Here is a 13,752-nt window from a genome sequence, read left to right on the forward strand (position 1 = left end):
TACCACAGCCCGATCGACTACGAACGAGAACACCAGGCCGGCCTCACCGTGGAGCTGGCCGCTTGAAAGATCTCCACAGCCCGAGGGGATTGACACATCCCCCTCCCCGGACTGCCGGGCGCCCGATATTCCGCCGGCGCAAGTCCCCCGCGCACAGCATGCGTCTGCTTGTTGCGGATGGGGGCCGCGGGTGCATCCGGCGAACTGTCATGCTCCGAAATACGGAAAGGCACGCCGTACCCGATTCCCCGCGAGATTGGGTGCGGGTGGGCGGGCTCGGGTGATGTGCGTGATGCGGAGGAGGGCCGTCGTGGCCGGTGTGGGGTTCGTGGAGGATCCGGACGGAGAGCTCGGCCGTGGGCTGCCGCTCGACCGGGAAGTTCACCTACGGCGAGCGGCACAGGTGCTCGCGTGGTCCACACCGACAGCCCCTCCGCTGGAAGAGATCGACCTGGCAGCGCTCGAGCTCACCGGCCATGCCCGGGTGATCCTGGAGGAGCTCGAGGCCCGCGTCGCTGTCCTGCCGGCCGAATCTGAACTCGGCGAACTGCTGGCATACGGCATGGCCGAAGCGGCCCGACGCCTGTCGGTGACGTCTTCAGGCCTGGGCGTCCTCGCGTACGTGCACGGCAGGGCACGCCTCGTTGAAGGGCTTCACCGTTCCCTGGAGCGCTCGGGCGGTGGCGAGCAGGCGCAGGTGGGAACGCATGGATTTTCCTTTGCTCCGGAGAGGGCCACGGGGACTTGTGACCCGACCTGAGTCATGCGACCACCAGATCACTCAGCGTGCAGCTCGACAGGCCCATGCAGAACCGTTTTTGCGCCTGTACGGGTTGCTTGTGCTCCGACGGCTACTCACGTACAGCCGCCTTCCGCGCGGATGCCGGAAATATGTTGGTATGCGTGCTTAGAGTGCCGGGCGGCGGAGCGAGTTTCCGAGTTCCGCACCGTAGGAGTGGAGGTGTGGGAGTTGAGTACTGTCGATGAGCTGGCCACGGACGTGGCTGGGGCCGTCGGTGCTGTGATCGCCCGCCAGGTCGACGCGGATACCGCGTTCGCGGACCTGCACATGGACAGCCTGGACTACGCGGAAATCAACGTGTCCCTCAGCGAGGCGTACGCGGTCCGCCTGCCGGAGGGCGCCGTCCGGGAAGCAGGCTGTGTGCGCGAGCTGGTCCGCATGATCCGCGCGCAGGTCGAGGCGAGGGCGTGAGGGGACGCCGAGTCGTGGTCACCGGCGTCGGCATCAAAACGGCCGCGGGCAACGACGTCGACACCCTGTGGAAGAACCTCCTCGCCGGGACGACCACGGCCCGCCGTCTGCCCGCCGAGAAAGGGTGGGCACCGGACGCCGACACCGGCTGCCTCGTCCCCGCCTTCGACACCGACCCCTACGCCAGCGCGCGCGACGCACTGCGCATGGACCGGTGCAGCCTGCTGGGACTGAGCGCGGCCACCGACGCCGTCCTCGACGCCGGAGGCATGCGGGTAGCGCCGGAGCGGCGGGCCGTGGTCGTGGGCACGGCCCACGGCGGCGCCCAGAGCCAGGAGCAGGCCCACGCCGCCCGCCCCGACCGGGTGGCCGGTGCGCCCAAAGCCCTCCACATTCCGCTGAGCATGTTCAACGCGAGCGCCGCGTGGATCAGCATGAAGCACGACATCAAGGGCCCCAGCCTGTGTGTCACCACAGCCTGTGCCTCCGGCACCCAGGCTGTGGGCGAGGCCTTTCGGATGGTCAAGTACGGCATCGCCGACACGGCCCTGGCCGGCGGCAACGAAGCAGCCATCACCCCGCTGAACCTCCTCGCATATCTCCGCTCCGGATCCCTTTCACCCTCCGGCGAGGGCATCGAACGGACACCGTGCCCCTTCGACCGCCGGCGCAACGGCTTCGTCATGGGGGAGGGCGCCGCGTTCCTGATGCTCGAGGAAATGGAGCAGGCGACCGCGCGCGGAGCACGGATCCTGTGCGAGGTCACCGGCTACGGCTGCACCTCCGACGCCTTCCACATCAGCGCCCCCGAGGGCAGCGGCCAAGGCCCCCTGCGAGCCATGAGCCAGGCACTGGCGGAAGCCGGCCTGGCCGCGGCAGACGTCGTGCACGTCAACGCACACGGCACCGGCACCCGCAAGAACGATGAGGTCGAATCCCGCTCCCTCGCCGACATGTTCGGTGACTTCCGCATCCCGGTGACCTCCACCAAGGGCACGACCGGACACCTCATGGGCGCCGCCGGAGCCCTGGAAGCCGCCATCGCGGCCCTGAGCGTCGAGCGCTGCCTCATCCCACCGACAGCCCACTTCTCACGCCCCGACGACGACTGCCGCATCGACGTCGTCCACGACACCCCCCGGCAACTTGCCCCAGGCGCGGTCCTCAGCAACTTTTACGGATTCGGCGGCCACAACGCTGCCATCTGCCTCGTGCCCTACCCTCACGCAACCGCGCCGAAGTCCCAGCGCGCGGCGTAGCGGCTGCGCCGAACTGCGATGCAGCGGATAAAGGAGGCGGGCCCGGTGAATCGGGGCGCGCCCCTCGAGGCGGGCGGCTCTGCCTGGCCGGGTGGCTGGACGGCTCTGACTGATCTGGGTGAGCAGGCGGGCGGAGCCTCAGCGAGCGCTGTATCCGCCGTCGACGAGCTGGCAGCTGCCGTGGATGTAGGAGGCGCGCTGCGAGAGCAGGAAAGCGACGAGTTCGGCGACCTCGTCGGCCTTGCCGAGGCGTCCTGCCGGGTGCATCGCCGTCAGGGACTGCCGCTGCTCAGTGTCCAGGGCGCTGAGCAGCGGGGTGTCGATGAAACCCGGAGCGACAGCGTTGATCCGTACGCCGCGGGCGGCATACTCCAGGGCGGCTGTTTTCGTCAGCCCCGCCACGGCGTGTTTGGCCGCGACGTAGGCCCCGGATCCGGCATAACCCTGGGTGCCGAGCACTGAGGTGATGTTGACGATCGCGCCGCCCGTGGGAAGCATCGCGGGAATCTGGTGGCGCAGGCAGTGGAAGACGCCGTCGAGGTTGACTGCCATGACCCGGCGCCATTCCTCGACCGGGTATCCGGCAACCGCCGCGACCAGACCGCTGACCCCGGCGCTGTTGACCGCCAGATGCAGGGCGCCCGTGTCTGCGACAGCGCGGCGGATGGCGTCGGACACAGACTGCTCGTCAGTGACGTCCATGGGCAGGAAGCAGGCCCGGGCGCCTTCGGCAGTCAGATCAGCCGCGACACTTTCGCCACCCTGTGCATCGCGGTCGGTGAGGACGAGGACCGCTCCACCGGCGGCCAGGCGCCGGGCGACCGCCAGCCCGATCCCAGAGGCCGCACCGGTGACGAACGCCGTCTTGCCGGCGAACTCCTGCGACATCTCGGCCCCGATCATCCCTGTCTCACCTCCGCTGCGCCGGCACCGGCAGCTGGCGCCCCCCTCCGCCGGCTGTGCCGCCCACAGCGCCCCGGCCCGGAGAGGTTTGCCCCGTTACCCTGCCGCTTCAACGAACGAACCGGCCGCCACGATGCGGGCCTGAGGGGCCTGTCCAGTAGACGGTGTAACCGTGGTCGGTTTGTAGGTCAGATTCGGTTGTTGGTGAGGCGTCCGTCGAAGGCGATGTCGAAGGCCTGGAGAGCTCGCTTCCAGCGGGTGGTCCAGCGTTTGCGGCCGGCGCCGGTCGGGTCCAGGGACATCACCGCGAGGTAGACGCACTTCAGAGCGGCGTGCTCGGAGGGGAAGTGGCCGCGGGCCCTGACCGCCCGGCGGATCCTCGCGTTGACGGACTCGATCGCGTTCGTCGTGCAGACGATCCGCCGTATCTCGGCGTCGAACTGCGGGAACGGGACGAACTCGGCCCCGGCGTTCTCCCACAACCGCACGATCGCCGGATACTTCTGCCCCCATTCCTCGCAGAACTCGGGGAACCGGCTGGTGGCCGCGTCCTCGGTCGGCGCGGTATAAACGGGCTTCAGTGCTTTCGCGATCCTGTCCCAGTCCTGGCGGCCGGCATAGCGGAACGACGCCCGCAGCAGGTGAACGACGCAGGTCTGGACGACGGTCTGGGGCCAGACCTCGCCGACCGCGTCGGGCAGGCCCTTCAGCCCGTCGCAGACCAGCATCAGGACGTCCTCGACGCCGCGGTTTTTCAGTTCGGTCAGGACCCGCAGCCAGTGCCTGGCGCCTTCCCCGCCTTCGCCGCCGGCCCATAGTCCGAGGATGTCGCGGTGGCCTTCGGCCGTGACCGCGAGGGCCACGTAGATGGGGCGGTTGGCGACCTGGCCGTCGCGGATCTTCACGTTGATGCAGTCAATGAACACGACCGGATAGACGCGGCCGAGCGGGCGGGCCTGCCACTCGGCCATGCCCTCCATCACCGAATCAGTGATCGTCGAGATGGTCTGCTTGGAGACCTCAGCTCCGTAGACCTCGGCCAGGTGCGCGGAGATCTCACCGTGGGTCAGGCCCTTCGCCGACAGCGACAGGACCATCTCGTCGACGCCGGCCAGCCGGCGCTGACGCTTCTTCACGATCTGCGGCTCGAACGCTCCCTCGCGGTCCCGCGGCACGTCGATCTCGACCGGGCCGACGTCGGTCACCACGGTCTTGGAGCGTTTCCCGTTCCTCGAGTTGCCGCCGTTCTTACCCGCGGGATCGTGCCGGTCGTAGCCGAGATGGTCCGTCATCTCGCCCTCGAGAGCGGACTCCAGCAGCCGCTTGGTCAGCTGCTGGAGCAGACCGCCCTCGCCCGTCAGCTGCAGGCCCTCGGCCTGAGCCCGGGCCACGAGCTCGTTCAGGAACCGGTCATCGACAGCCGCCGACGAGGCCCCAGCCTCAGGCGCTATGGCTATGTTCTCGCTGGTCACAGGTGCAATCCTCCATGATCGGAGTTACACCGTTCCTTTTACAGGCCCGCAACACCAACTGCCAGAGCATGACGCGCAACTATGGTGCGAACTGGCGGGCGCTCCAACCCCTTCAGGGCCAGGCCCTCAGCTTCAAGGTGACCGACAGTCACGACCGCACAGTGATCGCCAGCAATGTCTTCCCTGCCAACTGGCAGTTCGGCCAGACCGCAACAGCACCCGGCTTCTGAGTAGGGTCGGGGGCTGGCGCGGTGGCTGATGCCCCCTCTCCAGCCCTCGCCGCTTCAAACCGTGCACGCAGTCCTCCCTCCCGTGGCCTTCCGGCATCGTTCATCGGCTGGAATGCGCTGGCGCCCCGCGTGCGTTCCCGGTCAGGCGTGCGGGTGGTCCGGTTCCGGCCCCGCCCTCGAGCTGCGGGTCAGCCGCTCAAGGTACGGGCCGTACTCGCTGCCGATCGGCAGGTACGGCCCTATGAACTCCCACTCGGAGTCGGTAGGCATCGATGCCCTGCCCACCGACAACGCTTCTGCGGAGACTGGAACTACACGCTTCGCCCGCCTGAAGGCGATGGATCATGGAGACCGCGCTGCTGAGTGACCCTGGTGGCGGCGGGTGTGAGGGAGCGGCGCGTACTCGGCGGATCCGATGTCCATCGGGCTGGGGGCACCGGCATGAAGCCGGTGCCCCCAGCCCGATTCCCGTTCTCACCGTGTAGGGGTTGTCCCTCTCGGCAGGCCGCCATCCGCAGACACACAGCACATCTGTCGAGCCGCCTGGCGTGATCCCCAGCCTGGGAACACACCCCGTGTGAGCCACGTTGAGCTGTCCCGAGTTTTGTGGAGTCCGATCTTGGTTGGTTTAGGTGGGCTGCGGGATTTGCTCCTGGCTCCGCCAGAAGGCTTCCTCGTACTCGGCCGGCGGAACATAGTCGAGCGCGGAGTGGAGACGCTCCTCGTTGTACCAGGTGATCCACTGGAAGATCGCCCGCTCGACCTGGTCGACGTCCTTCCAGGGGCCCTGCATCTCGAACAGCTCGGCCTTGAAGGTGCCGTTCAGGGCCTCAGCCATCGCGTTGTCGTACGAGTCCGCGACCGAGCCGACTGACGCGGAGACGCCGATGTCGGACAGTCGGTCGGTATACCGAATTGATACGTATTGACCCGCGGTCGCTGTGATGTACGAGGCCGGAGTCCTTCTTGATCCTCCGTCTCCACATACGCCCAGCCCGACCAGGTGCGGACATACGTCATGTCCGCCACCCACAGCTGGTCGGGCCGCAAGGCGGTGAAATCACGGTCGACCAGGTCCGGCGGCCGGGCGCCGACGGCTCCGGACCGTGGTGCGGCGCCGCTGGCCGCGGATGACGCCCTCCAGGCCCAGCTCGGCCATCAGCCGCTCGACGGTGCAGCGGGCCACCTGGCCCTTGCGCCGAAGCGCGCGGGTGATCCGGCGGGCGCCGTAGGTGGCCCCGGACTCCGCGTGGATCTCCTCGATCAGCGGCATGAGCTGTTCGTCGCGGAGCCGACGGGCCGACTTCGGCCGCTTCTTGCGGGCGAAGTACGTCGACGGCGACAGCTCCAGGACCCGGCAGCCGGGATCGACCCCGAGACCTTTGTCACGAAGGTGGTCGATCACCTGTTCGGCCTCGTCCGGGGACGGTCGATCTCCTGGGCAAAAAACACCGAGGCGGCTTTCAGGATCTCGTTCGCCCGCCGCAACTCCGCTACTCCCTTCGGAGTTGCTTGAGCTCGTCAAGCTCGGCGGTGGTGAGCCGGTCGTCCCGCTCGCCGCGGTCGGCCTCGGCCTGCCGGACCCAGCCGCGCATGGCCTCCTTGTGGACGCCGAGGTCCTTCGCGACGTGCGCGATCGGGCGGCCGGTGGTGCGGACCCCGCGGATCGCCCGCTCGCGCAGTTCGTCCGGATATTTACGGGGTGCTGCCCTGGTGCTGGTGGTTCTCCTTCGCCAGGACCGTAACCCTGGCATCAGGGACTCCACAAAACTCAGTACAGCTCACTACAAGCCACACCCGTCGCCCCTGGGTGGGAGAACCATACGAAGGGCTCGCCCTGTCCCGCAGAACAACATAGGGAAGCATTACCCCGCTGAGTTCAAGGCGGACGCGGTCGGCTTGTTCCGGTCGAGACCGGGAGCGACGATCAAGTCGGGCGCCGGTGATCTGGGGGTGAACACCGAGACGCTGCGGAACTGGATCCGGGCGGCCAACGGCCGCCTGCCGGGCACCCGCTCGTCAGGGCCGACCGCTGCCCGGAACGCCGGTGACGGCGTTCCGGCGGAGCTCGCCGCAGCCCGTAAGAGGATCCGTGAGCTGGAGGAAGAGCGCGACAACCTGCGTAAGACGGCCCGGCATTTCGCGACGGAGACGCGCTGGTGAACCGCTACCAGTTCGTTGACGATCACCAGCGCCGTCACGGCGTGAAGCGGCTCTGCGACATCCTCGGCCTCTCCCGCTCGAGCTTCTCCTAGTGGCGCGCACCGCGGCAGCAAGAGCGGCCCGGCAGACCGTCGAAGCCAGGCTCGAGGCCCGGATACGCAAGGTCCACCAGGACTCCGACGGCACCTACGGAGCCCCCAGGATCACCGCCGAACTCCGTGACGAGGAGGGCATCCGACCGGGCTGGCTCCGGCCACCCGCGGCCGACGGGGCGACGACGGCCAGTCGTTTACCGTCCCTCGGGTCCGACGGAGTCCACCCCCGTGGCCCGTGGCCCGTGGCCCGTGGCCCGTGGCCCGTGGCCCGTGGCCCGTGGCCCGCGGCCCGAGCGCGAGCTGCGGGCCACGGGCGGCGCACTGGTGTCACCGGGCCGGCACGTGCGCTGTTGGCGGTCGGACCGGTCCAATGGACCATCGCTGTCCGCCCCCGCCGTCCGACCGCCTAGTCCGCAGCGTCAGCGTACTGCCGTCCTCGCCACTGCCGTCGTTGCCGACGACACGGCCGCTCGCCGCGTCCACGAGGAACAACCAGTCCCCGCCGTCCCCGTCCGGCTCGATCCGCCACCGCTGTGGGCGCCCGTCCGTACGGTCCCACTGGACGAGGGCCGCGCCGTCGCCCGGGTCGTCCCCGGCGTCCAGGACCTTGCCCGTGGCCGCGCTCGCCACCACGTACGTACCGTCGTCGGCCGCGCTCAGCGTCCACTCCTGCCAGGGCTGTCCGTCCGGACTCCACTGCACGACGCGCTCGCCGTCGGCCCCCCGATTGCGCCCGTCCGCTGCCTTGTCTCCCGCCGTGTTGGTGAGGGTCAGCGGCACCCCGGTCAGACCGTGCAGCGGATCGGTCATCCGCAGCCGCCATGTCTGGGTCCCGGACGCGGACACGGCCCGTTGGACCACCGCCGCGCCCTCCGCGTCGCCGCCGAGGTCGAGTGCCATCCCGGTGGCCGCGTTGACCAGCCGGAACAGATCGGAGCCCGCGGGCTGGAGCAGCCAGCGCTGCCACACCTGCCCGTCGCGCTGCCACTGCACCACCGGCTCACCGTCCGCGCTGCTGTTCTTACCGTCCAGTACCTTGTCCGAGGCGAGGTTCACCACCAGGTACGTGTCGTGCCCCGCCGGCTCCAGCCGCCACTGCTGCCAGCGCCCCCGATGCGCGTCCCAGGTAGTGATCGCGCCCCCGTCCCCGGCGGCGTCGGCGTTCTCCGCGACCCGGCCGGTCGCGGCGCTGACCAGGTGCACGGCCGCCCCGCCGCCGGTGAACCACCGGTCGGGCACCAGGCCCGCCCGCCGGACCGACCGCCAGAACTCCAGCCCCGCGTCGTACGCCTGGCGCACCGGACCGCACTCCTCGGCCGACAGCGCGGTACGGGCGGCACCGGCGGCGGTACGGGCGACACGGGCGTGGGAAGCCGCCGCCGAGCCGCAGCCCGCGTAGTGCCGCCACGGCTCCCGCGCCCAGGCCGCGTGCCCGGCCGGGAACCCGGCCAGCTGCGGCTGGCCTCCGCTCGCGCGCAGACCGCGGTAGCGGTCCCCGTCGTACGCGGCGTTGCTCTCGCCCGGCCGCGCTGCCCCGAAGGAGATCTCCTCCCAGTCGACGACCTGGTCGAACCGGAAGCCGCCCATGGCCGCGTACTCGTGCTCGGAGGCCCGGTTGTAGAAGCCGCCCAACGACCCGCCCACGTCAACAAAGTTGGGCGTGGCGTGCACCCGGTAAAGGTAGCCGTTGCCGCCGAAGCGCTCGGTGATCCGGCGCAGCGCGTAGTCCCGGTCGGTGGTCGTGCCGACGTACCCGGAGTCGTAGCGGCTGGCGCCCGAGGGGGTCCCCTGAACGTGCAGGTACAGGCTTAGACTGGGGGGCGGCTGGTCCGGGCGGGTTCCGTCGAGCCCCTTGGGGAAGACCGCGCCGTCGCGCGCGATCTCGTCGGGCGGCAGCGAGGAGGCGTGCCAGACCCACTGCGGCGGATCCCCCGGAGCGTCGTCCGCACCGGCGCTCCCGCCACCGCCCGCCACGGCGCCCAGGACGGCTACGGCGAGCAGCACCGGCCACCAACGGGTCCGTGCGCGACGGTTCTGATGATGACCGCGTTGTCTGTTCCATATAAGTGACACGCCATCAGAATGGGCGGGCGGGCCCCTGTTCGCAGGAGGATAAGGTCGCGAGCAGCACGGCCGAAGGTCCCGGTCTACGGGCCAACCGGGCCCCCGTCGCCGACCCGGTCCCCGTCGCCGACCCGGCCGCGCAGCGCTGACCCGCTCGGCCAGCTCCAGCACGGTCCGGCGCAGGGACTCCTGGTCGTCGACCGCCAGGGTGCGCCGGCCCAGTCCGCGATCCCGACGTACGTGGTCAAGATCGTGGACGACTTGAGATGCCGCTGGTTGATCACCTGGTACAGGCCCGAAGCCCCGTCCTCGGGGAACATGCGCGGTGATGACGACATCGCCGTCGATCTGCGCCCCTCACTTCGTGTCACTTGGACCTGCTGCCAACCGCACCCGGATACGAGCCCAGACCTTACTGATGCTTTCAGAATGAAGTCTGCTGTGAGGCTTGGCAGTTGGGTAGTGTAGGGGCAGCGTTGGTGGGCTGCCTGCTGACCTTGCGTCTGATGACTTGTGGGAACGAGTGGCCCCACTGTTGCCGGCTCGTCCGGCCAGAAGGCTCCGGTATGCCGGGCGTCTGCCCGCTATGACGATCGTGTGGGACTGTAAAAGGAACGGTGTAACTCCGATCATGGAGGATTGCACCTGTGACCAGCGAGAACATAGCCACACCGTCCGAGGCGGAGAGCGCGTCGGCGGGCGTGGATGACCGGTTCCTGAACGAGCTCGTAGCCCGGGCCCAGGCCGAGGGCCTGCAGCTGACGGGCGAGGGCGGGCTGCTTCAGCAGTTGACGAAGCGGCTGCTGGAGTCCGCTCTCGAGGGTGAGATGACGGATCATCTCGGTTATGACCGCCACGATCCGGCCGGGAAGAACGGCGGCAACTCGAGGAACGGTAAACGCTCCAAGACGGTCGTCACCGACGTCGGCCCGGTCGAGATCGATGTGCCGCGGGACCGCGAGGGAGCGTTCGAGCCGCAGATCGTGAAGAAGCGTCAGCGCCGGCTGGCCGGCGTCGACGAGATGGTCCTGTCGCTCTCGGCGAAGGGCCTGACCCACGGCGAGATCTCGGCTCATCTGGCCGAGGTCTATGGAGCCGAGGTCTCCAAGCAGACCATCTCCACGATCACCGATTCGGTGATGGAGGGCATGGCCGAATGGCAAGCCCGCCCCCTCGACCGCGTCTACCCGGTGGTCTTCATCGACTGCATCAACGTGAAGATCCGCGACGGCCAGGTCGCCAACCGCCCCATCTATGTGGCGTTGGCGGTCACGGCCGAAGGCCATCGCGACATCCTCGGACTGTGGGCCGGCGGCGAAGGCGGCGAGGGCGCCAGGCACTGGCTTCGGGTCCTGACCGAGCTGAAGAACCGCGGCGTCGAGGACGTCCTCATGCTGGTCTGCGACGGGCTGAAGGGCCTGCCCGACGCGGTCGGCGAGGTCTGGCCCCAGACCGTCGTCCAGACCTGCGTCGTCCATCTCCTGCGAGCATCGTTCCGCTATGCCGGCCGCCAGGACTGGGACAAGATCGCCAAGGCACTCAAGCCTGTCTACACCGCCCCGACCGAAGACGCGGCCACCAGTCGGTTTCTCGAGTTCTGCGAGGAATGGGGCCAGAAGTATCCGGCGATCGTGCGGTTGTGGGAGAACGCCTGGGCCGAGTTCGTCCCGTTCCCGCAGTTCGACGCCGAGATCCGCCGGATCGTCTGCACGACCAACGCGATCGAGTCCGTCAACGCCCGCATCCGCCGGGCGGTCAGGGCCCGCGGCCACTTCCCCTCCGAGAACGCGGCCATGAAGTGCGTCTACCTCGCGGTGATGTCCCTCGACCCGACCGGAGCCGGCCGCAAACGCTGGACCACCCGCTGGAAGCGAGCACTCCAGGCCTTCGACATCGCCTTCGACGGACGCCTCACCCACAACCGAATCTGAGCCGACAAACCAACCCAGTTACACCGAAAACTTTACAGACCCTCGGCAGGGAGGGCGCGTGGCGCCGGACACGGTGAGCCTGCGGTACTTCCTGGTGCTGGCGCAGGAGTTGAACTTCACCCGCGCGGCCGCACGGATCGGTATCGCACAGCCCGCGCTCAGCGCCCGGATGCGCCGGTTGGAGGCAGAGCTCGGTACGGCCCTGCTGGTCCGCGACACGCGCAGCGTCGCATTGACCACGGCCGGTGCGGCTTTGGCGGAGTCCGCGCCGCCCGCGCTGGCGGCGCTGGACCGCGCCTGGGACACCGCCCGGAGCGCGGCGGCCGGTGAACTGGGCACGCTGCGCATCGGATACAGCCTCAGCGCCGGGGCCGAGACGGCGCCGGCCCTGGTGGACAGGCTGATGCGCGACAACGCCGGACTCGATGTCGGCGCGGTCCCGATGGCGACACCGGAGATCTCCCCCGCGGTCGCCGACGGCCGCATCGATGCCGGGATCACCCGCGGGGAACAACCAGGCCGTGGCGTACGCCGGTTCCTGCTGCGGCGCATGCGCGTCGGGGTCCAGCTGGCGCAGCACCATCCGCTGGCCGAGCACCCGGAGATCGAGATCGCCGACGCGGCCGCGTACCCGCTGCGGCTCCCGGACCGTACGGCCAACCCGGTGATCCACGATCAGCTGTCTGCACTGTTCCGGGACACCCGGCCACTCCCCCGGTTCCACACGCCCGCGGTCTCCTTCGACATGTCCCAGCGCGACCTGCGCGACGGGCTCACCCTCGCCCCGGCCGGAGAAGCCGCGGCCACGGCACAACCAGCCGGTCTCACCTGGCGACCGCTACGGGGCGCGCCCGGCCTGACCATCCACCTGGTCCTCCCACGCGACCAGTCGCCCCTCCACCACCGCATCCGTGCCGTCGCCAAAACCCTGGCGCACGAGCTGCGCTGGCTGCCGGACTGACGCATAAGCGGGAATGAAGCCAGAAGGACGGAGTGGCCTGTCAGCCAGGTCGCACGCAATGCGGCCATGAGCTACGACCTGGCTGTCTGGGAAGGCATCCGCCCCGTCGACGACGGGGCGGCGACAACGACACTCGACGACCTCTGCCGCAGGTACATGCGGCACTTGAGCGATCAGAAGACGCCGCCGAGCCCTTTGATCCGGCAGTACGTCGAGGCGCTGTTGATCCGCGGGCCCAGATGCCCGCGGCATCTGGATCGCCGGTCACCTCCACCGTGAGGGCCCCGCTCCGCCCCGAGGAAGGCGACTTCAGTGACGTTCCCCGCTCTCCCCTCCCTGATGGGGGTCTTCGCGCACCCGGAATCGGGCGTGGGCAGGCTCGGACCGCTCCTCGATGCCGCGGGATCGATGGCGGGTGCAGCCGCGTTGCAGGGCAGTTGATCTGGGGTGTGGTGAGGGGCGGTGCTCGCTCGGGATATTCGCTGGTCGCCGCTGTGGGATGGTGGTCATACTGCGGCGATGGATCCAGTGACCCTCGAGACCGGCCGTCTGCTGTTGCGGGCCTTCGCACCTGCCGACGTGGATGCGGTGTACGAAGCCTGCCAGGACGAAGACATCCAGTTCTACACGCCGGTGCCGGTGCCGTACCGGCGTGCTGACGCGGAGAAGCTCGTCGGCGAGGAGCTGCCCGCCCAGTGGGCCGAGGACAAGGACTACACCTTCGGCGCGTTCCGCAAGGACACCGGCGCCCTGGTCGGCTCGTACTGCCTGACACTCATCAGTCGCGGCGTCTGGGAGCTCGGTTACTGGGCGGTCAAGGAGCAGCGCGGACGCGGGTACTCGGTGGAGGCCGCTCGGGCCCTGTGTGACTGGGGCTGGGCCACGCTCGACGTGCACCGCATCGAGTGGTGGGCCATGACCGGGAACACCGGCTCGCGTGCCGTCGCCGAGAAACTCGGCTTCACCGTCGAAGGGACACTGCGCAATCGCAGCATCGCCAACGATGGCAAGCCGCACGACTGGTGGGTGGGCGGACTGCTGAGGCCCTGATGCCTGGGCCGAGGGTTCACCGGTCCGGCTGCCGCCTGCCGATCAACCATCAGCCGACCCGCCAGGCCAGCACGGATCACTCCTGGGGGCGCCGCCTCGGTGGTCGGACGCCCGTCCGGCGGGTACGGTCCAGCCGTCCTTGGCCGGCGTCGCTGCACCGAGGCCACCGGACATGGGCTGTCCGCCGCCAGTTCCCGGCGCAGCGACGTCGGCTGAACGACTGAGGGGCTGAACCCTGGAGACGGGCTACAGGTGCTCTGCCCTCGGGCTCCGGGCCGGGGCCGGGGCCGGGGAAGCGTTCCGCCGCCACGGCCCCCCCTCTCTGTCAAAGTGGCTCAAGCCAGGCATACTGGATGATTCATTGAGTCGAGGGCGGAGAAGGAGTAGTGCCCCAGGTGGCCAGTACCAACG

At 69.2% G+C, this 13,752-nt stretch carries 13 protein-coding genes and 2 pseudogenes; 11 read left to right on the top strand and 4 right to left on the bottom strand.

Annotated features, from left to right (window positions below):
* Positions 1-310: 310 nt before the first annotated feature.
* From ACIBEA_RS43395 to ACIBEA_RS43405, 3 genes are all read left to right on the top strand, one after another.
* Complete coding sequence (locus ACIBEA_RS43395; protein ID WP_399269898.1) at positions 311-760, top strand: DUF6415 family natural product biosynthesis protein; 450 nt, start codon at positions 311-313, stop codon at positions 758-760.
* A 210-nt stretch (positions 761-970) separates the two neighbouring features.
* Positions 971-1,213 (top strand): acyl carrier protein, encoded by a 243-nt coding sequence (locus tag ACIBEA_RS43400; protein WP_399269900.1) that lies wholly within the window; start codon positions 971-973, stop codon positions 1,211-1,213.
* A complete protein-coding gene (locus ACIBEA_RS43405) occupies positions 1,210-2,472 on the top strand; it encodes a beta-ketoacyl-[acyl-carrier-protein] synthase family protein (protein WP_399269902.1) in 1,263 nt (420 codons plus the stop codon). The genes ACIBEA_RS43400 and ACIBEA_RS43405 overlap by 4 nt, the downstream gene beginning before the upstream one ends.
* Before the next feature lie 138 nt (positions 2,473-2,610).
* Here ACIBEA_RS43405 and ACIBEA_RS43410 read toward each other — a convergent pair whose 3' ends face one another.
* Both ACIBEA_RS43410 and ACIBEA_RS43415 read right to left on the bottom strand, forming a co-directional pair.
* Entirely contained in the window at positions 2,611-3,375 is a 765-nt protein-coding gene (locus ACIBEA_RS43410; protein WP_399269904.1) for an SDR family NAD(P)-dependent oxidoreductase, read from the bottom strand.
* Between the two features lie 188 nt (positions 3,376-3,563).
* Positions 3,564-4,832, bottom strand: a complete 1,269-nt coding sequence (locus tag ACIBEA_RS43415; protein ID WP_399269918.1) for an IS256 family transposase — start codon at positions 4,830-4,832, stop codon at positions 3,564-3,566.
* A gap of 29 nt (positions 4,833-4,861) precedes the next feature.
* On the opposite strand from ACIBEA_RS43415, the gene ACIBEA_RS43420 reads away from it, so the two are divergent.
* Positions 4,862-5,077, top strand: coding sequence for an expansin C-terminal domain-related protein (locus tag ACIBEA_RS43420; RefSeq protein WP_399269906.1), 216 nt, complete (start codon positions 4,862-4,864; stop codon positions 5,075-5,077).
* Between the two features lie 628 nt (positions 5,078-5,705).
* On the opposite strand, the pseudogene ACIBEA_RS43425 reads toward ACIBEA_RS43420, so the two are convergent.
* A pseudogene (locus ACIBEA_RS43425) lies at positions 5,706-6,831 on the bottom strand (IS3 family transposase).
* Between ACIBEA_RS43425 and ACIBEA_RS43430 the strand changes: the two are divergent.
* Positions 6,797-7,240, top strand: a complete 444-nt coding sequence (locus ACIBEA_RS43430; RefSeq protein ID WP_399269920.1) for a transposase — start codon at positions 6,797-6,799, stop codon at positions 7,238-7,240. The pseudogene ACIBEA_RS43425 and the gene ACIBEA_RS43430 overlap by 35 nt on opposite strands.
* Positions 7,241-7,331: 91 nt before the next feature.
* Complete coding sequence (locus ACIBEA_RS43435; protein WP_399269908.1) at positions 7,332-7,745, top strand: transposase; 414 nt, start codon at positions 7,332-7,334, stop codon at positions 7,743-7,745.
* Here ACIBEA_RS43435 and ACIBEA_RS43440 read toward each other — a convergent pair.
* On the bottom strand, positions 7,663-9,339 hold the full coding sequence (locus ACIBEA_RS43440; protein WP_399269910.1) for an RICIN domain-containing protein: 1,677 nt from the start codon (positions 9,337-9,339) through the stop codon (positions 7,663-7,665). The two genes, ACIBEA_RS43435 and ACIBEA_RS43440, sit on opposite strands and share 83 nt — an antisense overlap.
* A 544-nt stretch (positions 9,340-9,883) precedes the next feature.
* On the opposite strand from ACIBEA_RS43440, the pseudogene ACIBEA_RS43445 reads away from it, so the two are divergent.
* The 5 genes and pseudogenes from ACIBEA_RS43445 to ACIBEA_RS43465 form a co-directional block, all read left to right on the top strand.
* A pseudogene (locus ACIBEA_RS43445) lies at positions 9,884-9,979 on the top strand (IS5/IS1182 family transposase); the annotation flags it as partial.
* A 121-nt stretch (positions 9,980-10,100) separates the two neighbouring features.
* On the top strand, positions 10,101-11,330 hold the full coding sequence (locus ACIBEA_RS43450; RefSeq protein WP_399269922.1) for an IS256 family transposase: 1,230 nt from the start codon (positions 10,101-10,103) through the stop codon (positions 11,328-11,330).
* Between the two features lie 58 nt (positions 11,331-11,388).
* Positions 11,389-12,291: a LysR family transcriptional regulator gene (locus ACIBEA_RS43455; RefSeq protein WP_399269912.1), complete on the top strand. Its 903-nt coding sequence runs from the start codon at positions 11,389-11,391 to the stop codon at positions 12,289-12,291.
* A 66-nt stretch (positions 12,292-12,357) separates the two neighbouring features.
* Positions 12,358-12,570, top strand: coding sequence for a hypothetical protein (locus tag ACIBEA_RS43460; protein WP_399269914.1), 213 nt, complete (start codon positions 12,358-12,360; stop codon positions 12,568-12,570).
* Positions 12,571-12,810: 240 nt separating this feature from the next.
* Entirely contained in the window at positions 12,811-13,341 is a 531-nt protein-coding gene (locus ACIBEA_RS43465) for a GNAT family N-acetyltransferase (protein WP_399269916.1), read from the top strand.
* Positions 13,342-13,752 lie beyond the last annotated feature (411 nt).

The organism is Streptomyces sp. NPDC051555, assembly GCF_044454405.1.
Classification (GTDB): domain Bacteria; phylum Actinomycetota; class Actinomycetes; order Streptomycetales; family Streptomycetaceae; genus Streptomyces.

What these genes read in the sequence shown, in the direction of transcription:
- ACIBEA_RS43420 (WP_399269906.1), top strand. Translation starts at nt 4,862, where the DNA reads ATGATCGGAGTTACACCGTTCCTTTTACAGGCCCGCAACACCAACTGC.
- ACIBEA_RS43465 (WP_399269916.1), top strand. Translation starts at nt 12,811, where the DNA reads ATGGATCCAGTGACCCTCGAGACCGGCCGTCTGCTGTTGCGGGCCTTC.
- ACIBEA_RS43410 (WP_399269904.1), bottom strand. Translation starts at nt 3,375, where the DNA reads ATGATCGGGGCCGAGATGTCGCAGGAGTTCGCCGGCAAGACGGCGTTC.
- ACIBEA_RS43460 (WP_399269914.1), top strand. Translation starts at nt 12,358, where the DNA reads ATGAGCTACGACCTGGCTGTCTGGGAAGGCATCCGCCCCGTCGACGAC.